This is a genomic window from Arthrobacter sp. sptzw32 (assembly GCF_059089735.1).
This window is the reverse complement of sequence record NZ_JBNHEZ010000006.1, coordinates 1-20,484: the sequence shown is the minus strand read 5'-3', so window position 1 is coordinate 20,484 and position 20,484 is coordinate 1. Positions and strand designations below refer to the sequence as shown.

Sequence of the window (20,484 nt, the reverse complement as noted above, 5' to 3'; positions counted from 1 at the left end):
GTCTAAAGCCGTTCTATGTGCTTCCTGGCAGCAGCCAGATCTGTTTGCCTTGCCTGGGCGGAGTTCTGGCTCGGCTCCGTATTCCGTTCCAGGCGGGCGCGGGCGGCCGTGGCAGCCTGGACTTGGGCTGCGTAGTGCAGGGCTGAACGTTCCGCCAGGTCGCGCTGGTACTTTTCGGCCTCAGACATGCCCGCATCACGCGGGCTCAGGGCTGTGATAAGACCCCACATGAGCGCCACCAAAACAATTGCCGGCAACAACACCAGCAGCAGTTCGCCCATGCATAGAGCTTATGCCACATCGAGGTTATCCACAGCAATATTCAGGGCTCTGCATGGAGGCGGGCGCAGGGGAGGGCCGGATCAGCTGCGGAAGATATGAGAGCCGCCACAGTGGCGGCGGCCGGCCCTGTGGACGCAGCCCGGAGACGCTATCCTTCCCCGCACCCGCAGCACAGGCTGTGGATGAAATTCCCGAAAAGAAATGTTCTCTCCACATGCCTGCTGGCACGTTTCCGCAGCTCAGACGCATAAAAGGCGGCAAAGTTTTTTCGTTTCCACAGCTTTCCCCACAGGCTGTGCACAAGCTATGCCCGGTACTGCACAGGTTATCCACACCCTTCCCCGCATGCTGGCTTTGAGGGCCAAGCGAGTGCGGCTAGCGTAGCGGGGTACCTGTTCTTCGGTGGCTTGGAACGCCGCCGGGAGGGCGCAGGAGGATACACAGAGGACCGCTGCAGCCTGCAGGGATACCCCATTGTGGAAAACCTGTGGATAGTGGGGATAACTTCGGCGGAAGCCCACACACCGCGCGGGCAGCGCGGGGATTGTCGGACCCTGCTGGTAATCCTTGGCAGGTGGCCGAGCGCAGCTATTGCAGCGCAGACGCCTTAGCAGGATGGTTAGCACCGGGCACTTCGGTCCCCGGTACACATGGAGGACGGCAGCTTTGTCAGTAGCGCATCTGGACCCGATCGAAGCCACCCGCGGATCGGACGTGAGCCGGAAGCCTCCACAGGATATTCCCGCCGAGCAATCCGTCCTCGGCGGAATGATGCTGTCCAAGGACGCCATTGCCGACGTCGTGGAGATTCTCCGCGGCCAGGACTTCTACCGGCCTGCGCATGAAACCATCTATGAAGCCATCATCGACCTTTACGGCCGCGGTGAACCGGCTGACGCCGTCACGGTCTCCGATGAACTCACCAAGCGCGCCGAGATCAACCGGATTGGTGGCCCTGCCTACCTCCATGAGCTGATCCAGACTGTTCCCACTGCAGCCAATGCCGGGTACTACGCAGAGATCGTTGCGGAACGCGCGGTCCTCCGGCGCCTGGTCAACGCCGGCACCAAGATCGTGCAGCTGGGCTATGGCTCGGACGGCGAGGTGGAAGACCTGGTTAACCAGGCCCAAGCCGAGGTCTATGCCGTCGCGGAAAGGCGCACCGCAGAGGATTACGTGGTGTTGAAGGACGTCATGGAGTCCACGGTGGACGAAATTGAGGCGTCCGGCCACCGGGGTGAGGGCATGACCGGAGTCCCCACCGGTTTCTTCGAGCTGGACGAGCTTACCCACGGCCTCCACCCCGGACAGATGATCGTCATTGCCGCCCGGCCCGCTGTTGGTAAGTCCACGTTCGCCCTGGACTTTGCCCGCTCAGCGGCCATTAAAAACAACCTGGCCACCGTGATGTTCTCGCTCGAAATGGGCCGGAACGAGATTGCCATGCGCCTGCTCTCGGCGGAGGCAACCATCGGCCTGCAGGACCTCCGCAAGGGAACCATCAAGGACGAGCAGTGGTCCAAGATTGCCACCACCATGGGCAGGATGAATGACGCCCCCCTGTTTATTGATGACAGCCCCAACATGTCCCTGATGGAAATCCGCGCCAAGTGCCGGCGGCTGAAGCAGCAGCACGATCTCAAGCTTGTCATCCTCGACTACCTGCAGCTGATGAGCTCCGGCAAAAAGGTGGAGTCCCGCCAGCAGGAAGTTTCCGAGTTCTCCCGTGCCCTGAAGCTGCTGGCCAAGGAACTCCAAGTTCCTGTCATTGCCCTGTCCCAGCTGAACCGTGGCTCGGAACAGCGGTCTGACAAACGCCCCATGGTCTCGGACCTCCGTGAATCCGGCTCCATTGAACAGGACGCGGACATGGTCATCCTGCTTCACCGTGAGGACGTCTACGACAAAGAATCACCCCGCGCAGGTGAGGCCGACATCCTGGTGGCCAAGCATCGTAACGGGCCCACCAAGGACATCGTGGTTGCGTTTCAGGGCCACTACTCCCGTTTCGCCAACATGGCAGCCGACGCCGGCGGCGGAGGCTTCTGAGCCACGGCTGTCCTGCGCTGCCCTTCTGCTGAGGACAGTTTCGCCCTCACCCCTCAGCCGGTGCGAGCAGGTGGTTCGGCAGCCGGTTGCCCGGCGCCGTTCCCCGAATTTCCAGCAGTTCGCGGGCATGGGCGTGGAGCCTCTTGTCCTCATCGCTGACGGGCACCCAGGCGGGAACCGGGACGGAGTTGCCTTCGTCGTCGCGCGCCACCATCACGGTGAGGCAATAGGTGGTGAGGTTCAGTTCGCGGCCTTTTGGATCGCCTGAGCGGACGTGGACGGCGATGTGCATGCCCTTCGTCCCCGTGTACACCAGGCGCGCTTCAACCTCCACAATGTGGCCAATCAGCAGCGGGCGGTAGAACCTGACGCCGCCCGAAAATACGGCCACAGTGTCCATCCCGCAATAGCGGGACGCGCAGACGTAGGCAGCCTCGTCAATCCACTTCATCACGATGCCGCCATGGACTTTTCCGCCCCAGTTCACGTCGGTGGGAGCGGCCAAGAACCGCAGGGTGACCCGCTCGGCCGTACCCGCGGCGGTATATTCCTGCCGGTTCATAGCTTCCACGATCTGCTCGCGGACCTTCACCCGCGCCAACGCATGGTCCCGTTGCTCGATCTGACCTGGGGTGACAGGTTCGAACTGCTTGACCGGGATGGGCTTCCCGTCCTCCCCTACGGCTACAAAGATCACCATGCACTGGCTGCGCATGGTTGCCGGGCCACCCTTCGGGTCCCCCGAGGACACCACGGTCCTGATGTGCATGGAGGAGCGGCCGGTGTAGACGATCGTGGCTTCCACTTCCACCATGTCGCCGCTGTTAACGGGATCGGCGAAGTGGATGTTGCCCACGTAGGCAGTGACGCAGTAGGACTTTGCCCAACCCACGGCAGCTGCGTAGGCAGCCTTGTCCACCCACTCCAAAACCGTCCCGGCGTCTACGGAGCCGCTGTGCCCCACGTCCATGGGGGCGGCCAGGAAGCGGAGGGTCACGGAGTTGGGGACGCCAGTCTCAGTCATGGTGCGATCTTACTGACGCCTCCGGTTACCCATCAGTTGGGCCTGCAACATTGCGGTCCAACAACAAATGCCCGCCCGCCAAGGGCGGACGGGCATTGCTGACCTGCTAAAGACGGTTCCCGGAGATTCAGCCGGCGCGGGTATAGACGATGTCCGGCTGGGCGGGGAGCTCCATGCCCTCACCGATGAAGAAGCCAGGGTGCGGCGGCTGGTTGTAGGCGATGTTCTCGCGGGCAACCGAGAGGCGGTATACCGGATCATGCATCAGCGTACGGAGCCGGACGTCCGTGGCTGCGGAGGTGGTGTAGATCCGCAGCTCGGTGCTGTCCGCCGAGGGCCATGCCAGTTCCTCACGCCAGTCGCCCAGGAGGTCCGCCTGGATGGCCGGGTTCCCCTTGGTGCTGTTGTTCGTCTTGGCGCCGGCAGCCGTCAGCAGCCGGTCACTGGACTCGGTTTCCCAGTTCCACTTGGCAATGCTGGGCGTGCCGGTGTTGCCGGCGGCGTTCCAGTCGTGGTCCACGATTTCGCGCAGCAGGTCACCGTCCCACCACGCCAGGAAGTTGGCGGCTGGAATGCGGTTGGCGATCAGCTGGCCCTTAGCCGAGCGGAGCTCGCCGACAGGGGAATTCCAGGACGCGTCACCGCCGATGGCCCAGCCCTCGGCGCCCGCGTGGCGGGGATCGATGTCTCCGGCGGCCGCCCGGCCGGTGTCCTTGGCAGCCGGAATGCTCCAGAGCACTTCACCTGTCCGCGAATCCCGGAACGTGGCACCCTTGTTTCCGCTTGAAGCCATGTCCTCGTGGGCGGCGAAGGTTTCCAGCCCCGGGCGGGAGGGATCGAGGTCGCTGGTGTGGATGGCGTCGCCGTGGCCGAGGCTGGTGTTGTACAGCGGCTTGCCGTTGTCGTCGATGGTCATGGATCCGAAGACGAACTCGTCCTTCCCGTCGGCGTCAACATCGGCCACGGACAGGTTGTGGTTGCCCTGGCCCCGGTACTGTGCGCCCGCAGCATCCGAATCGAAGACCCAGCGCTTGGTGATCTTGCCGCCCACCAGGTCGTAGGTGGCCACCACGGCGCGGGTGTAGTAGCCCCGGCTGAACATCATGGAGGGGTGCTCGCCGTCCAGGTAGGCCACGGCTCCAAGGAACCGGTCCACGCGGTTGCCGTAGGTGTCTCCCCAGGCCCCCACGTCGCCGCGTGGCGGATCGTACTTCACGGTGTCCATCACGGTTCCGGTGGCGCCGTGGAAGACGGTCAGGAATTCGTCGCCGGTGAGCACGTAGCCGGTGCTGTTGCGGTGGTCGGCGCTCGGGTTGCCCACCACCGTGCCGGCCGCGTCCCGTGTTCCGTCCGCCGTCTTCATGGCCACTTCGGCCTTGCCGTCGCCGTCGAAGTCGTAAGCGAGCAGCTGCGTGTAGTGGGCGCCGGCCCTGATGTTCGGGCCCATATTGATGCGCCAGAGTTTGGTGCCGTCCATCTTGTAGGCATCCACGTAGACAGTGCCGGTGTAGCCTGCCTGCGAGTTATCTTTGGAATTGGACGGTGACCACATCTGGAGAACCTCGTAGGTTCCGTCGCCGTCCAGGTCCGCCACGCTCGAATCGCCGGCGGAGTAGCCGTAGGGCTGGCCGTCCTTGGTGTAGTCGTCCGCGGGCTTGTCCAGCTTGATGGCAAGGTAGTCCCGGGCCAGCGGTGTGAACTCGGCCGTAAGCTGGTCCCCGCCGTTGCCCACGGTCTTGATGGCATACCTCGAGGCGGCGGTACCGGCGGGATCCAGGAAAGTGGTGCTGTTGCGGATCGGCTCATCAGTGAGCTGGACGCCGTCGCGGATGACATGGAAGCCAACCTGCTCCGGGTCAAGGCCCAGCATGCGCCAGCCCACCCGTACACCGTCACCGGTCAGCAGGGCCACGGGGGCGCGGTCCAGCTTCTCCATCTGGCGGTTGACGACGGTAACCTTTTCAGTCCCCACCACCGCCGATGGCGTGGATTCGCCGCCCTTGTTCACGGTGGTGACGCGGTAGTAGTACTTGATGGTGGTCAGCACCGTGTAGTCCGTGTAGTTGACCTCGGAGGCACGGCCTACATAGTCAAAGGGGCCGTCGGGGGAGGTGGACCGGTAGACCTGGTAGGCGGCAGCCCCGGAGACTTTCTGCCACTTGAGGTTGACACTGGTCTTTTCCACCGCTTTCACGTCCACTTTGCTGGTGGCAGCAGGGACCGGGGTGGTGGGATCCACCAGAGCGGTCTCCACCGTGTTGGACGGAACCGATTCCAGTCCTGTGCTGTCCAGCGCCGTAACGAAGTACTTGTACTTCAGTCCGGCAAAAGCAGTGGTGTCCTGGAAGGAAGCGGCGCTGACGTTTTCCGCGATCAGCTGTGGTTGAGCTTCAAAGGAGGCCTGGCGGAACACCTTGTAACTGGCGGCGTCTGCCACGGTGTCCCAAGCGAGGTCCACGGTGGGGGGTTCGGCGGCGGCATTGACCGCCGCGGCGTGCAGGTTGGTCGGTCCCACCAGCAGCGGAGTAACCTCCAGGCCGTTAAGCCGCTGGCCGGAGCCGCTGAGGACCAGGTTCAGCTGGCCGTCGGATACCAGGACCTGGTTGATGATTTTGGTGGCCGAGGATGCCCTGCTGGAGGAGACCTGGCCGAAGGGTGTGCCCTCGGCGGCCACGTCGGTCCGGGTGGAGCCGATCCAGTCGCTGTGGTAGGTCTTCAGCGCGTAGGTGCCGTTGGGGACGTCGAGCTGGAATTCGAAGCTGGATCCGCTGAGGACGAAGTCACGCAGCAGGTTGCTGGTGACTGCGCCGCGGTCGCGGTCGCTGAGTACCGAGATGTCCTTGAAGCCGAAGCCCCGCTCGGGGGTGTAGGCCATGGTCCGGTTGACCTCGGTGTACCCGGCCTCAAGCGGTGCTCCCGCCGGCCCGAAGTCGAACTTGTACTTCGCCTGCTTGGTGGTCACCGGGAGGGTGTCGCTGGGCTCGGAGAGGCCCTTGCCGTTCATGGCTGCGACGCGCACGTTGTAAGCCGTACCTTCAGCCAGCCCGGCCAGGTTGGCGGTGGGGACGGTCGCGGTGGTGGTGAGCTTGTAGGCGCTGTCCGGCTCGGAGGCCAGCTTGCGGTACACCTTGTAGATGTCCGCGCCATCAACATGCTGCCACTTCAGGAGCGCTCCCGCATTGGAAACGCTGCCGGCCACCAGGCCCTGCGGCTTGGCCGGAACGGACGACGGCGGTGCCACTTCCTTCACGCGGGCAGCCAGCGGAAGGCCGAGCTGCTTCACTCCGCCGGCCACCAGGCGGGCGATCTGGATGGCGCCGTATTCCTGGAAGTGGGTGTTGTCCACCGTGCCGGTGGGGCGGTTGGGATAGACGCCTGCGTCGACATGGAGGAAAACGGACTTGGTGTCCTCGGGACCGATGGCGTCGTAGTAGGCGCGGCTCGAAGCTGAGAGATCAACCAAAGCCACGTTTTCCTCCGCGGCCAGCTCCTGCATCTTGGCCACGTACTCGGGGAAGCTGACCCGGAACTTGCCGGTGGCTTCGTCGTAGTCCCGGCGTCCCACCGGGGTGACCAGGACTGGTGTCGCTCCACGCTGGCGGGCCCCGTTGACGTACGTCCGGAGGTATTCCTTGTAGTCCGCGGGGGAGGCGTAGCGGTCATCGACGCCTATGGTGGCGTCGTTGTGGCCGAACTGGACCAGCAGGTAGTCGCCAGGGTTGATGACGCGCAGGATCTCGTCCAGCCGGCCCTGGCTAATGAAGTTTTTGGAGCTCCGGCCGCCAATGGCGTGGTTCTTGAAGGAGACGCTGTCATCGAAGTACCGGTCGATCATCTGGCCCCACCCTGCCTGCGGAGCGAAGCTGGGGTCATAGGTCTGCACGGTGGAGTCACCGGCCAGGTAGACGCCGGGGTCAGTGGTGGCGGTCCGCGGAGCGCGGGCAGCGATGACCAGGGAGTTGATCCTGGCCGCTGTTCCGGTGAAATCGAGGTTGAGCTGGCCGTCCACCAGGGAGATCGGGAATTCCATTTCCAGGTACTGGCCGGCCGGCTTGTCCGTTGCCTGGACTTTGGCCATCTTCTCTGCGGTGATGGCGATGTTGGTGGCTTCGGCGGCGTCGCCGGCGATGAGCTTGACGGTGTAGTCACCGTTGGGCAGGTCCACCAAAAAGGAACTGCCCTGCGTCTGGACAAAGTCGGACCGCAACGGGTCCCCGGTGCCGCGGTCCGTGCCGGAGGTAACGGCGGTGTCCGTGAAGCCATACTTGGTGCCCGCCGAATACTGCGTATTGGCGGCAACGGGTGTGTAGCCTTCCGCCAGGGCACCGGGGCCGAAGTCGAATTTGAAGCCGCTTCCCACGGGCGGCAAGGCGGTATCGGCCTGGACTGCCGGAAGCCCGGTGAAGGCGATGGCGGCGGAAGCCACGGCAGCCGTAACGGCCTTCGCTCCGGCGGGCAGCCTGCGCTGGCGGGGTGGCGGTGCTTCCTGGGGCAGCGGGGTCACTGGCGGGGGTGTTTTCACGGACATCTCCTTCGATGAGCAGTGGCAAAGCGGTACCCAGGAAGGTTGTAACGATTCAAATCAGTAGCTGCGGAGACTCTTTTGCAGCTACTGCTTGATTCTCGGAGCGATTCGGGATGACTGAGACCTGGGAGGGGTGATGCAGCTCTCACTGCAGCACCCAAGGTTTATCAGCGCCGCGAACCTGCTGGCAAGCGTTTTCCCAACTTTCCCGAAAGATATTGGACGCGCTCATTCGAAGTTGTGCTTTTGGCCGCTCTGATTAACCCAGAACGACGGAGGGGCATCTTCGTGCCCATCCGCCGTCGTTCGCGATCGGAAACCTGAGGCCCGGGTCAGGCCAGGACGGCCAGCTTCGAGTTGCCGCGGCCAAACACTGCACGGTCAACAGAGAAGCGCCCTGCACCGGTCAGCGCCAGGGCGAAGGCTGCCGCTGCGAAGAGCAGGACCAGTTCATAGCCGCCGTTTGCGGCGAACACTCCAGCTGAGGCATGCACCAGGAACAGGGCGCCCAGCATGTCCAGCGCCAGGAGTGCGGCCACCACACGGGTGAGGACACCGAGGATCAGTGCGATTCCGCCTCCCAGTTCCAGGACGGCAACGGCCGGTGCGGCAATTTCCGCTGCCGGAACTCCCATTTTGGCGAATGAGGCCTGCGTGCCAGCGATGGTCCATTCAGAGAACTTCTGCCAGCCGTGGGCGGCGAAGAGGAAGCCCAGGACAATCCGGAGGACGGTGACAGCGGTGGTGGTAAGTCGTGACTGTTTCATAAGACCTTAGTCTTCCGTGCTAATAGTTGAAGCGTCAACTATTTGCTTCATATTGTGGTCTTTGTCATGCCGTGCCATGCTCCGCAGGTAGCCCATTAGGCTGGCGGGGTGCCCCAATTACCTGCCCCGGCGCCAGCCGCACCACCGAAGGGACATGCCCGCGAAATCCTTCGGCTGGCTGTTCCGGCCTTTGGCGCGCTCGTTGCCGAACCGCTGTTCCTGCTGGCTGATTCGGCGATTGTTGGCCACCTTGGCGTGGCGCAGCTGGCAGGAGTGGGGCTGGCGTCGGCAGTGCTGCATACTGCCGTCGGCCTGATGGTTTTCCTCGCGTATTCCACCACCCCCGCCGTCGCCCGGGCCATTGGGGACGGCCAGCTGGGCAAAGCCCTGGCGGCAGGGCGCGACGGCGTTTGGCTGGCACTGCTGCTGGGCACGGGGTTAGCCGTGGCGGGCTTCCTGGCCGCCGACCCGCTGATCGGCCTCCTGGGAGCCGAAGGTGATGTCCGCACCTTCGCCGTCGACTATCTTCGCTGGTCCATGCCAGGACTGGTTGCCATGCTGCTCATCTTTGCCGGCACCGGCCTCCTTCGCGGCCTGCAGGACACCCGGACGCCGCTTGTGGTGGCCACCGCCGGGTTCGGCCTGAACATCGTCCTGAACCTGTGGCTCGTCTACGGTCTGGGCTGGTCTGTGACCGGTTCCGCCGTGGGTACCAGCCTGGCCCAGTGGGCCATGGCCGCCGTCTACCTGGTGATGGTGAGGCGCAACGCCCGGCGCAACGGCGTCAGCCTCCTGCCCAGCTGGCGGGGGATCAGGAGCATGACGCGGGTGGGGTCGTGGCTGATGCTGCGGACCCTCAGCCTGCGGGTGGCGATCCTGGCAACCGTGGTTGTGGTCACGGCACAGGGACCGGTCAACCTTGCTGCCCATCAACTCGCCATGACCGTCTTTTCGTTCCTGGCCTTCGCCTTGGACGCCCTGGCCATCGCTGCGCAGGCGCTGATCGGCAAGGAACTCGGTGCCTCAAACCCTGCAAGGGCACGGGTCCTGACCGGGACCATGACCCGCTGGGGCCTTGGCTTCGGCGCGGTCACCGGTGCACTGCTGGCGCTCGCCGCTCCCTGGGCCGGCTCCCTGTTCACGTCCGATCCCGAGGTGCACTCGGCCCTGGCCGTCGCCTTGTGGATCCTAGCTGCCGGCCAGCCCGTCGCCGGCTACGTCTTTGTCCTCGATGGGGTACTGATCGGCGCGGGGGACGCTAAATACCTGGCGCTCGCCGGCATGGTGAACCTCGCGGTGTACGGGCCACTCCTGATCGCCGTGGCCCTGTCAGGCGCACGCGGAGGGGCCGCGCTGGGTTGGTTGTGGGCGGCCTTTGCCCTCGGTTACATGGCCGCACGCGCCGTTACCCTGGGCGCCCGCGCCCGGTCTGACCGCTGGCTGGTGCTCGGTTCGACGTAGGCGCTGCCCCCACTAAACTGGACCGGTGACCCAACCGAATACTCCCGCAGGTACTGCTTCCGGAACGGGCCCCGCGGCTGAGCTGTGGAAACCGGTGCTCCTTCGTTCTGCGGCGGCGCTGGTCTTTGGGGCTGTGACCATTTTCTGGGCAGCACCGTCCGTGGAAGTCATGGGCTGGGCCGGCGGGCTCTACCTGCTGGCAACCGGGCTGCTCCTGATGTGGGGTATCCCCGCTACGGGGTTCCCGCGTGACAGTGCGGTGGGCAAGAAGCTCTCCGCGGCCGGGTCCGTGCTGGCCGGCGCCGGTTTTTCGCTGGTGCTCCTGCACGGTGACCTCCTTTTTGGTGTGATTGCAGCCCTGGGACTGGGCGTAGCGGGGGCTTTCGAGTTGTTCTGCGGGCTTGGATTCCGCGGCCGGCACGTCCTCGCCAGGGACTGGGTGGCCTCGGGGATCATCGGGCTCGGCACCGCCGCCATCCTGCCCTTTTTTATCGGCCTTGGAGCGCATGCGCTGCTGGGCGTTGCCGGTGGCGGAGCCATTATTTCCGGAGTGCTGTGGGCCCTTGCCGGGCTGACCATCCGGCACGATGCCCGCACCGCTGCTGGAACCCCGTAAACTAGGAGGTGTCCGGTTCTACTTCTCGTAGAAATGTCGTGGAAATGACCGGACACATACCGAAAGACATCGACCCGGGCCGGCCGGCGCGCCGCCTGCAGGGAGGAATCACCGTGGCAGACCAGCAACCAGGACATCCGCGCAAGATGCGGACCTCGGTGAAGGGCCCGCTGATGTTCTCCGCTTTCTGGGCCGTAATCGCCTTCGTGGCCGTGGTGATTTTCGCCTCCGGCGGCACTGCACGGGCCCCCCGTTTCGATCTTGCCTTCACTGCCGCGGGCATTGCCTTCATCGTCACCCTGGTGATTGCCGCGATGCTCGCCATGAGCCACAAGGACAACGCGGATTACCTGGGCAAGGGCTCCGGCGTGAACCTCAGCTCGGCTCCAAATAGTTCCCACGGGTTCGGCGCGCCCGGCGTCCAGAAACCGCCCGCTTCCGACGGCGGCCCCGAGGGTACTGCAGACCGCTGACCTATACGCTGGGGGCGCCCTGCTCCGCCGGGGCGGCGTGATATGCGCTTGCTGGGCCGTTAATTTGCCGCCGCCTGCCGCGCCCGATAGGCAGCCACATGCGCACGGTTGGCGCAGTTGCCCGTATCGCAATACCTCCGGGACCGGTTCCGGCTGAGGTCCAGCACGGCGGCGTCGCAGGCCTCTGCCTCGCAGGTGCGCAGCCGGTCCATCTCCTTACTGCGGATCACGTCTGCCAGGGCCATGGCCGCTTCCGTGCTCATCCGGTGGGCGAGTGGGGCCTCGGGGGTAGTGGCGTGCAGATGCCAGTCCCACTTGTCATGCTTGACCAGCTGGGGCAGGGCGTTGGCAGCCCGCAGCAGCCCGTTCACGGTGGCCACCGCCGCTTCCTCGTCGGCAATCCACAGGTCCGCGAGCTGCCGCCGCAGTCCGCGGACGCTGGCCAGCTCCGCTGCGTCCCGGGTCCGGGAGCCAGTGAACCCTTCTGCGGCAAGGAAGCTGTCCAGATCCTGCTGGGAAGTCAGCTGTTCCCGTCCGTTGGCGGCGGAGTTGATGAGATTAACGACGGTGCGGAGTGCCACCTCGGTGTCAGGGGCAAAGACCATCTTGACTCCTTACGGACGCGGGGCGTAGTGTCATGACCATTACCCCACTTTACTCCTGACAGGAGGCGACGGTGCCTGCCGCCCACAATCACCCCCCGAGCAGCCGGACGGCTGCGCCGCGGCGCGGCTTCCTGGCCTCCGGGCTCGGTATCGCGCTGTTTTCATCCGCGGTCTTCGGAACCTCCGGCTCCTTCGCCAAAGCGCTGCTGGAAACAGGCTGGTCACCTGGAGCTGCGGTGACCGCCCGGCTGACGGGGGCCGCACTGATCCTCGCCGTCCCTGCCATTCCTGCGCTGCGGGGCCGCTGGCACCAGCTGCGGGACAACTGGCTGACCATTGTCCTGTTCGGCCTGATCGGCGTCGCGGCATGCCAGCTGTTCTACTTCAACGCCGTGGCCCGGCTATCCGTTGGGGTGGCCCTGCTCCTGGAGTACCTGGCGCCCGTACTGATTGTGCTGTGGCTGTGGGCGGCCAGCCGGAGGCGCCCGCGTGCGCTGACGTTCGGCGGGACCCTGCTTTCACTTGGCGGCCTGGTGCTGGTCCTGGACCTCACTGGCACGGTCAAGGTGGACCCGGTGGGTGTCATGTGGGGCGTCGCCGCCGCGGTCTGCCTTGCCATCTACTTCTTCATCACGGCCAAGGAAAATGACTCTCTGCCGCCCATAGTGCTGGCCTCGGGCGGACTTATGGTGGGCGCAGCCGTGATGTGGCTTGCCGCTGCAACCGGCCTGCTGCCCATGGCACTCAACACGGCAGACACCAAGCTTGGCCCGTGGGTCACCCCCTGGTGGGTTTCATTGGCCGGACTGGTCATCCTGGCAACGGTCCTGGCCTATGTCTCCGGCATTATGGGCGCCCGCGCCCTGGGATCAAAGGTGGCCTCATTCGTATCGCTGACCGAGGTCCTCTTCGCCGTGATCTGGGCGTGGCTGCTGCTGGGGGAGCTGCCGGGCGCCATCCAGCTTTTGGGCGGTGCGCTTATCGTCGGCGGCGTTATCCTGGTCCGGTTCGATGAGCTGCGCGCCCCCTCGGCTGTCCCCGCCGGTAGGGCCGTGGACGCACCCAGGGTGCCCTCACCGCTGAAGCACGCGAACGACGTCGAGCCCGTCCCCTAAGTGCCACGCCGCGGCGGAGTGCCGCAAGGGCACACCAGAAGAATAAACCTTCCTGGAGGGGGTCGATCCTTGGCGATCCAGCGCCTAGCATGGCGGTATGTGCCGGAATATCCGAACCCTTCACAACTTCGAACCGAACGCCACGTCGGAGGAAGTGCATGCCGCAGCGTTGCAGTACGTGCGCAAGGTCAGCGGAAGCACAAAACCGTCCAAGGCCAACGAGGAAGCCTTCGAAGAAGCAGTCCACGAGATTGCCCACATCACCCAGCATCTTCTTGACTCGCTGGTGACGCAGGCACCGCCCAAGGACCGGGAAGCCGAGGCGGCAAAGGCGCGGGCCCGGGCGGCGGTCCGGTATGGCGCCGCCTGACGTCGCGTTCAGTGCCTGGGCATCCGGACGGGCGCCCTAGGCCTGCTTCCCGAAGCTCCGCAGGCGCAGGGAGTTGGCCACCACCAGGACGGAACTGGCTGCCATCGCGGCACCGGCGATCATCGGGTTGAGCAGTCCCAGCGCCGCCACCGGTATGCCCACGGCGTTGTAGAAGAACGCCCAGAACAAGTTGGTCTTGATGGTGGACAGGGTTCGGCGGGACAGTTCGATGGCCTGGACCACCTGCGAGAGGTCGCTTCCCATCACGGTGAGGTCGGCCGCCTCGATGGCCACGTCGGTTCCGGACCCCATGGCAATGCCGAGGTCAGCCTGGGCCAGCGCTGCAGCATCATTGACCCCGTCTCCGGCCATGGCCACGGTAGCCCCGCCGGACTGCAGCGTGCGCACCACCTCCACCTTGCCCTCCGGCAGGACCCCTGCGTAGACGTCTGCAGGATTAATGCCGACGGCGGCGGCCACCTGGGCGGCAACAGCGGCGTTGTCCCCGGTCAGGAGGATGGGCCGCAGGCCAAGGAACTTCATCCGGTCGATGGCAGCCGCGGAACCTTCCTTGATGGTGTCCCGCAGGTTGATGATGCCGGCAGGAGCACCGTCCACGGCAACCCAGATCGCGGTTGCGCCTGCAGCTTCCGCCTTAGCCAGCAGCTGCAGCTGCGCCGGAGTCAAAGCGATGCCGTTATCCTCAAGCCAGCCGGTGCGGCCGGCGGTGACAAGCCTGCCCTCGACGGTTCCGGCGACTCCGCCGCCTGGAGCGGAACGGAAGGCCTGCACTGATGGCAGGCGGGCGCCGTCGGGCACTGAAATGGTGGCTGTGCCCGCATCCTGGGCCGCTGCCGCGGCAGCGGTTATCGCACGCCCGATAGGGTGTTCGGAGGCCGCTTCAACAGCGCCGCCCAGCCTCAACACCTCACGTTCGTCGAATCCCTCAAAGGCAAGGGTGGAGTCCACGGCCAGAACTCCCGTGGTGACGGTGCCTGTTTTATCCAGCAGGATGGTGTCCACGGTGCGGGTGTCCTCAAGAACCTGCGGGCCCTTGATGAGGATGCCCAACTGCGCGCCCCGGCCGGTGCCCGTGAGCAAGCCGACTGGAGTGGCGAGGCCGAGCGCGCACGGGCATGCGATCACGAGAACGGCGACGGCGGCAACGAAGGCCGAGCGCAGGCCTCCGCCTTCCGCGCCGGCGAGAAGGATCCACAGCACAAAGGTAAGAACGGCGATCACCAGGACTACGGGAACGAACACAGCGCTGATGCGGTCCGCGAGGCGGGCAATGGGAGCCTTGCCCGTCTGTGCCTGTGACACAAGCCGTGCCATCTGGGCAAGTGTGGTTTCGGAGCCGACGCGGGTGGCCCTGACCAGCAGGCGGCCGGAGGTATTGATGGTTGCGCCGGTGACCCGGCTGCCCTGACGCACGTCCACGGGTACTGATTCGCCCGTGACGAGCGAAGCGTCCACGGCCGAGGACCCTTCAACCACCACACCGTCCGTGGCGATCTTCTCGCCGGGCCGGACCACCAGGACATCACCTATCTGCAACTGCCCGGCGGGGATCCGGTGCTCCCGGCCGTCATGCAAAACGGAGGCATCCTTGGCCCCGAGGCTGAGGAGGGCGTGCAGGGCATCGCCGGCCTTTTGCTTCGCGTTCGCCTCGAGATAGCGTCCCAGAAGCAGGAAAGTGGTGACGACGGCCGCAACCTCGAAGTAAAGGCCGCCCTGCTCCATGCCTTCCATGCCGGGGTGCTCCGTCATCAGCGGATCCGCCAACAGCTGCCACGCCGAGAACAGGTACGCTGCAACAACGCCGATGGACACCAGGGTGTCCATCGTGGAAGCAAAGTGCCGGGCGTTGATGGCGGCAGCACGGTGGAACGGCCACGCAGCCCACGTCACCACGGGCAGGGCCAGCGTGGCTGCGGCCCAACCCCAGTGCGCGAACTGGAACGCCGGGACCATCGAAATCAGGAACACGGGCACTGTCAGGACTGCGGCCAGGATCAGCCGCGGGCGCAGCCGGGAGGCAGCGCCCCCGTGAGAGACGGTGTCTTCGCTGCCCGTGCCGTGACCGACCGCCGCGGCGCCACCGGAGACGTGCTCGGCACGCCCGCTCGCTCCTCGCTTGGACGCATGCTGCCGCACGTCCCCGATGTCACCGCTCGAGGGCATAACCCCTTCAACTGCAGTTTCGTGGCCCGCGGTGCCGCCCGCCTGGTGCAGGGTGGGGTGAAGCGGTTGGCGGATTGTTGCTTTGTAGCCGGCGGCATTGACAGTGTTGGTTATCTGCTCGTCGGTGATCCCGGCCGGGACTGTGACGTGGGCTGATTCCAGGGGCAGGTTTACCAGGGCCTGGACGCCCTCGAGCTTTCCCAGTTTCTTTTCCACCCGGTTGACGCAGGAGGCGCAGGTCATGCCCTGGATGTCGAGTTCCACCACCCGGCTTTCGGGCTGGGAGATTAGTTCCTGGTTGCTCATACCGTTCCCTGGATAGTTGTGGTGTCTACGCTTCGTTGGCTACCACCAGGTAGCCGGCCTCTGCCACGGCTTCGCCGATCTCGGACGGCGACAGTTCCTTGCTGGACGTGATGGTGACAGTGGAAATGCCGCCGGCGTTGAGTTCGACGTCCACTGCCTCTACGCCTGCCAGGGACTCAAGTTCCTCGCTGACGGCCGAGACGCAGTGGCCACAGGTCATTCCGGAAACGCTGACAGTTGTGGTGGTAGGGGAAATGGTGCTCATGGTGTGCTCCTCTTGTTGGGACGGCCTTGGGAAAGGGTGTGGGAATCTGCCGCGGGAAGGCGGCTAACGCAGAAGCCTGCCGATGGCGTCAGCAGCTTCCTTGACTTTGGCATCGATGACTTCTGCCCGAAGAGCGGGGTCAGGTTCGGAGGCGGCACCCACTACACAGTGGCCGATGTGCTCCTCAACGAGCCCGAGGCTGACGGCATGCAGAGCCTTGGTGACGGCGGAAACCTGGGTGAGGATGTCGATGCAGTACTTGTCCTCATCCACCATGCGTGCGATCCCCCGCACCTGGCCTTCAATGCGCTTAAGCCGGCGAAGGTACGCATCCTTGTTCGCGGCGTACCCGTGCCCTGCTGGCGCCTGGTCCATGGCCGTTTCAGTTGCTGCTCCGTCAATTGTGGTCATGCCATTTACGGTATACCCCGGTGGGGTATGGGCACAAGTACCCCGCCGGGGTATCCCTAGAGAGGGCTATCGGACACAAAAAAGCTCCGGAGTGCGTTATTGGGGGATACGCACTCCGGAGCGGCTCTTGGGCAAGGCCAGCTTCCATGCTGCTGGAATCGGCCTGCTTGAATCAGCTTACGGGCTGGTAGCCCGGTCCGCCAGCACCCTGAATAACTACTTTCACTTTACTTACTGGGCCTCATCTCCAGCCGTTCAGGACGCTCATCTATGGGTCAGGACCGGTCCTGGTGGGCTGCCATCCGGTACGGCACGATGAGGACGGGCCTGCTCTGATGATGGGTGAGCCAGGCACCTACGGAGCCGCTGAGAGCCTCCGCAAGACGGTGCGAGAAGCCCCGCTCGGAGGTTCCCACAATGATCATCGGTGCATCTGTTTCCGCCGCAAGTTGGGCGAGGGCACGGGCGGGATCCCCTGCCAGCGTTTGCAGTGTCCACTCAGCGGCGGCGGTCCCCGGCGGCACCTGGGCCACAGCGGCTTCAATGGCAGTCTTCAGTTCGGCCGTCACGCCGCCGATGTTTTCCGCATCTGCGTCCGGGTGCAGCGAGAGCCTGTGGGCGGACCGGGCCGGGTCCCACTCCACCAGGTAGCTCGCCTCATCCACGTAGGCACAGAGCAGGCGGGTCCCCAGCCTGGCGGCGAGGTTGGCGGCTGTTTGCAGGACCTCGGGATGCTGGCGGGGAGCAACACCTACCAGCAGCGGCGAAGTACCGCGCGTGTTTTCTGACGACATAGTCTATTTTCAGCCTGCTTCCGCTCTCTTGAACAGCGCCAACCCGCCCGGAAGGGTCAGGAAGCAGCCGGCGAAGCCATGACCACCACGTTCTTGCCCCAGGGGTCCTGGGTGTAACAGCTGATCAGCACCAGCCGGTTGGGCACAATGTCCCAAATTGGACTGTCTTTCAGGCCGGACTTCAGGTGGGTTGTCACGCCGTCCACCCGGTAGGGCATAGAGCCGCCTGCAGTGTCCACCTCCAGCAGATCGCCCACTGCGGCCAATGAACTCAGCTGGTTGAAGGGTGCCTCTGTGCCTTCCCAGCTGTGGCCGATGATGTAAGTGGTGTTGGTGGAGCCGTTTCCCGGGGTACCGAACGGGGCCAGCCAGTAGCCGTCCTTGGTTGCCGGCGGCACAATCGTTTCGCTGGCGCGTGCGGCGTCGTCCAGCTCCAGTGCATGCACCGGCACATCGAAGGCCGCCGATGGGTAGCGGATGCGCACCGGGGCGGCTGCTGCCGGCAGGGCAGGGGCCTGCGCTTGCTGGGCAGGAGCAGGCGCAGCGGCAGGAGCAGCGGCCGAGGCGGGGGGTGCCACCCCCGGCATCGCCGTCGGGGCCTTTGGTGCCGGTTTGTCGAAGGTGCCGCCGGAGGGCGGTGCTGTCATGGCCCCGCTGACACCGGGAGGTACTTGCGCCGCATGGAACACGGGGGCGCCGAAAGTGAGGGATAAAAAGGCCATGACGCCGCACAGGAGAATCACCAGGTCGCCCCGGTTCCAGCGCCTCCACCTGCGCGCTCCGGAGGCTGCGTGCCGGCTAGTTTTTTTCGACATGCTGCTCCTTTTCCACTGCAAATGTGGGATAGGGAAGGAAGGCGCCCGCGGGGGCGGGACGCCTTCCTTCCCAGGTGGCCTTCGGCCGGGGCTTACCCGCGTCAGCGTGTGAGGGGCAGTGTGCGGGGCTTGCGGCGGAATGCCACTGCCGCTCCAGCTGTAAGCAGTGCGCCCAGGCCGGCCAGCCAGGACGGCTCGGCGTCAGGTCCGCCGACGGCAGTCTGGGCGTTGTACCCCTGGTTCGTTCCGCGGCCTGAGCTGATGGCGGCACCGGTGGCAGGAGCTGCCGCTGCTGCCTGGGCCACCGTGGCCTCCGGTTGGACTGCCGCCGGCTGTTCGGGCACGACGACGGTTGTTGCCGGCGGTACTGTCGCCGGCGGAACGGCTGCGGGTTGTTCAACAATTTGCGGGTTTGTAACGGAGGTAACCACCGGCTGTTCCACCGGCGGCACTTCCACGGGTGGAACCACGACGGCGGGAGGTATCACGGGCTGGTCCACGACCGGCGGAACAACGGGCGGGTTCACTACGACGGGCGGTACGACGGGCGGGTTCACTACGACGGGCGGTACGACGGGCGGGTTCACTACGACGGGTGGATGCACGGGAGGAACCACCGTACCCGGCGTCACGCACCCGCCGGCATGGATGGCCCTCCCCAGGGCATCCCAGTTTTGTCCGTAATCCATGCCGTCATCTGGCGGAATTATGTCCGAGCCGTGCCCGTCATGGCCGTTCAGTGACGGGACGGCAACAGTGATGGGACTGTACTGGCTGGAGTTGGAGCCGGAGCCGGCGTGGCAAATGACAATCCTGTTGTCGTCATCGCTGCCACGGTCCGCTACGGCGGGAGCCGCGACGGCGAATGCAGTCAGGCCCAGCACCCCCAACGTTGTTATGGCACGTTTCATGATGATTCTCCCCAGTTCTGATGTGAAACCGACCATGACGAGGAGGACCAGCGAATGCACCGATTGCCCCAGCAGCACGGTCAGCTTGCTTGAGTTTTCAGGCTAGGTGGGCCCTCGTTGCCAGTCGTGAGTAGGGACTACTCGTCTTTGGCGTGCTCCCGGAAAGCCGGTTACTTGCCGGTACCCGAAGAAACGGGCGCACTACTTGGAGCCGCTCCCAATACCTTGTAGCCCGACCGGCCCGCGCCTACCGTTAAATCAGCTGACGAAAGGGCGTGAGGGCATGGAGATTTTTATGTGGTGGCTGGACCTGGACCTCGCCAGCAAGGAATGGCTGAGGGAGAACCTTCGTGCCGAGGAACTTCCACTTCCGGTACTGCAAGGCATTGCGGAGGCTGGCGGACCCCGCCCCGATAACCCGGCGGCAGTGTTGACGGCGGCGGACTGGGACTTCATCGAGACCCAGTCGGAATTCGTGGACTAGTTGTACTTAGTCATTGGTTGTTGCACCTTCTGAGGGGTGGTTTGCCTAAGGCTGCCGCGGGGCCGGAACATTGCGCAGGTCGGGCCTTTTCCGTCTGGCAGGATCTCGGCATACTCCGCTGACGGTGACTCCGATGGCGCCGGTGACGGGCCGGTTGTTGGTCTGCCCGTCACGCGCGTTGACGAAACTTGCATAGACGAACCCTCTGGATGGGCCCGGTCCAGCGCCCGGTTCGTCACTCGCTCACTCCCCCCGCCGATGACCTTTGAGAGCTGGTGCCCAACACTTCGGCGAAATGAGCGCTATTGCTCCGGAGGGAAGCGCCAGGGCAGTGGAAGTGCGATCCCCTGCGCAGCTGGCGCACGTTGCCTGGCGTCCGTGGGCACGCTGAGCTGCACCGGCCGGAGCCCGGTCAGCACAGCCTCGGCGCGGGCACTGTTGGGGAAATCCCGCGCCTGCGCCGCCCGCCCCGTCGTGCTTTTCGTATTAGAGGGGGTCGTGGTCCTAAATCTGGCCAGTCCTCGATGTCCCAATAAAGGTACTGGTGCGTACTTGTTCCGCCCATGGGCTGTGGCCAACTCGCCTTGTAAGTGTGGGCCGTTTCATGGGGGTTGGGTGTATGGGTGGGGGGGTTTGGTGGTGTTGGTTGCTTTGGAAGTGGCGGGTTGGCGGGGGTTTTGGGTGGTGTGGGGTTTGGGTGGGGGTGGATTTGCGGGTTGGTGTGTTGGGGGTGTATTGTTTTTTGAGTCGCCGCCGCTGTTGCGGAGAGTTTGCGGCCAACCCCCCTTTGAATGGCCTGGAATATGGTTCGCTTTTGGGCGTGCCTGTTTGGGTGGGGCCGGGTTCTTGAGGGTTTGTATCGCGGAGACGTTGATTTGCAAAGCTTTGGGGGTTCGGGTAAGTTTGAAAAGTTGCTCCGGAGCGATCCACGGCGTGTTGTTGTGGTGGTGGTGCCGGGTGTGTCTGTTGTTTGAGAACTCAATAGTGTGCCAAGTTTGTTGATACCGATTGTTTTTTGATTGGTTGA

At 64.7% G+C, this 20,484-nt stretch carries 18 protein-coding genes; 7 read left to right on the top strand and 11 right to left on the bottom strand.

From position 1 onward, the window contains the following. Positions 1-2: 2 nt before the first annotated feature. On the bottom strand, positions 3-281 hold the full coding sequence (locus tag AC5RVN_RS12505; RefSeq protein WP_494138134.1) for a hypothetical protein: 279 nt from the start codon (positions 279-281) through the stop codon (positions 3-5). 667 nt (positions 282-948) lie between these two features. Here AC5RVN_RS12505 and dnaB point away from each other — a divergent pair. Next, positions 949-2,331 carry a replicative DNA helicase gene (gene dnaB, locus AC5RVN_RS12500; RefSeq protein WP_256247236.1) on the top strand — a complete coding sequence of 461 codons (1,383 nt, stop codon included), beginning with the start codon at positions 949-951 and terminating at the stop codon, positions 2,329-2,331. 46 nt (positions 2,332-2,377) lie between these two features. On the opposite strand, the gene AC5RVN_RS12495 is transcribed toward dnaB, so the two are convergent. The 3 genes from AC5RVN_RS12495 to AC5RVN_RS12485 all read right to left on the bottom strand — a co-directional run bounded on the left by AC5RVN_RS12495 (position 2,378) and on the right by AC5RVN_RS12485 (position 8,647). Next, positions 2,378-3,355 carry an acyl-CoA thioesterase gene (locus tag AC5RVN_RS12495; RefSeq protein WP_494138133.1) on the bottom strand — a complete coding sequence of 326 codons (978 nt, stop codon included), beginning with the start codon at positions 3,353-3,355 and terminating at the stop codon, positions 2,378-2,380. A 127-nt stretch (positions 3,356-3,482) separates the two neighbouring features. After that, complete coding sequence (locus tag AC5RVN_RS12490; protein ID WP_494138132.1) at positions 3,483-7,877, bottom strand: rhamnogalacturonan lyase family protein; 4,395 nt, start codon at positions 7,875-7,877, stop codon at positions 3,483-3,485. Between the two features lie 335 nt (positions 7,878-8,212). Further along, positions 8,213-8,647 carry a DoxX family protein gene (locus tag AC5RVN_RS12485; protein ID WP_494105794.1) on the bottom strand — a complete coding sequence of 145 codons (435 nt, stop codon included), beginning with the start codon at positions 8,645-8,647 and terminating at the stop codon, positions 8,213-8,215. Positions 8,648-8,755: 108 nt separating this feature from the next. On the opposite strand from AC5RVN_RS12485, the gene AC5RVN_RS12480 reads away from it, so the two are divergent. From AC5RVN_RS12480 to AC5RVN_RS12470, 3 genes are all read left to right on the top strand, one after another. Further along, a complete protein-coding gene (locus AC5RVN_RS12480) occupies positions 8,756-10,108 on the top strand; it encodes an MATE family efflux transporter (protein ID WP_494138131.1) in 1,353 nt (450 codons plus the stop codon). Positions 10,109-10,133: 25 nt separating this feature from the next. Then, a complete protein-coding gene (locus tag AC5RVN_RS12475; RefSeq protein WP_494105792.1) occupies positions 10,134-10,724 on the top strand; it encodes a hypothetical protein in 591 nt (196 codons plus the stop codon). A gap of 113 nt (positions 10,725-10,837) precedes the next feature. Then, entirely contained in the window at positions 10,838-11,197 is a 360-nt protein-coding gene (locus tag AC5RVN_RS12470) for a hypothetical protein (RefSeq protein WP_494138321.1), read from the top strand. 59 nt (positions 11,198-11,256) lie between these two features. On the opposite strand, the gene AC5RVN_RS12465 is transcribed toward AC5RVN_RS12470, so the two are convergent. Beyond that, positions 11,257-11,802, bottom strand: a complete 546-nt coding sequence (locus AC5RVN_RS12465) for a CGNR zinc finger domain-containing protein (protein ID WP_494138130.1) — start codon at positions 11,800-11,802, stop codon at positions 11,257-11,259. A gap of 71 nt (positions 11,803-11,873) precedes the next feature. Between AC5RVN_RS12465 and AC5RVN_RS12460 the strand changes: the two genes are divergently transcribed. Together AC5RVN_RS12460 and AC5RVN_RS12455 are read left to right on the top strand one after the other, a co-directional pair. Continuing rightward, a complete protein-coding gene (locus AC5RVN_RS12460; RefSeq protein ID WP_494138129.1) occupies positions 11,874-12,917 on the top strand; it encodes an EamA family transporter in 1,044 nt (347 codons plus the stop codon). Between the two features lie 97 nt (positions 12,918-13,014). After that, positions 13,015-13,287, top strand: coding sequence for a DUF2277 domain-containing protein (locus AC5RVN_RS12455; RefSeq protein WP_494105790.1), 273 nt, complete (start codon positions 13,015-13,017; stop codon positions 13,285-13,287). Positions 13,288-13,323: 36 nt separating this feature from the next. On the opposite strand, the gene AC5RVN_RS12450 is transcribed toward AC5RVN_RS12455, so the two are convergent. The 6 genes from AC5RVN_RS12450 to AC5RVN_RS12425 form a co-directional block, all read right to left on the bottom strand. After that, positions 13,324-15,777 carry a heavy metal translocating P-type ATPase gene (locus AC5RVN_RS12450; protein ID WP_494138128.1) on the bottom strand — a complete coding sequence of 818 codons (2,454 nt, stop codon included), beginning with the start codon at positions 15,775-15,777 and terminating at the stop codon, positions 13,324-13,326. 25 nt (positions 15,778-15,802) lie between these two features. Beyond that, the gene (locus AC5RVN_RS12445; RefSeq protein WP_494042284.1) at positions 15,803-16,042 is read right to left on the bottom strand and encodes a heavy-metal-associated domain-containing protein; all 240 of its coding nucleotides are present in this window, start codon (positions 16,040-16,042) and stop codon (positions 15,803-15,805) included. Between the two features lie 63 nt (positions 16,043-16,105). Further along, positions 16,106-16,453, bottom strand: a complete 348-nt coding sequence (locus tag AC5RVN_RS12440; RefSeq protein WP_494042285.1) for a metal-sensitive transcriptional regulator — start codon at positions 16,451-16,453, stop codon at positions 16,106-16,108. Between the two features lie 275 nt (positions 16,454-16,728). After that, entirely contained in the window at positions 16,729-17,247 is a 519-nt protein-coding gene (locus AC5RVN_RS12435; protein WP_494105788.1) for a universal stress protein, read from the bottom strand. A 56-nt stretch (positions 17,248-17,303) separates the two neighbouring features. Then, positions 17,304-18,062 carry a class F sortase gene (locus AC5RVN_RS12430; protein ID WP_494138127.1) on the bottom strand — a complete coding sequence of 253 codons (759 nt, stop codon included), beginning with the start codon at positions 18,060-18,062 and terminating at the stop codon, positions 17,304-17,306. Positions 18,063-18,163: 101 nt separating this feature from the next. Continuing rightward, positions 18,164-18,973 carry a hypothetical protein gene (locus tag AC5RVN_RS12425; RefSeq protein ID WP_494138126.1) on the bottom strand — a complete coding sequence of 270 codons (810 nt, stop codon included), beginning with the start codon at positions 18,971-18,973 and terminating at the stop codon, positions 18,164-18,166. Between the two features lie 283 nt (positions 18,974-19,256). Between AC5RVN_RS12425 and AC5RVN_RS12420 the strand changes: the two genes are divergently transcribed. Next, positions 19,257-19,457 carry a hypothetical protein gene (locus tag AC5RVN_RS12420; RefSeq protein WP_494138125.1) on the top strand — a complete coding sequence of 67 codons (201 nt, stop codon included), beginning with the start codon at positions 19,257-19,259 and terminating at the stop codon, positions 19,455-19,457. Positions 19,458-20,484: the final 1,027 nt, after the last annotated feature.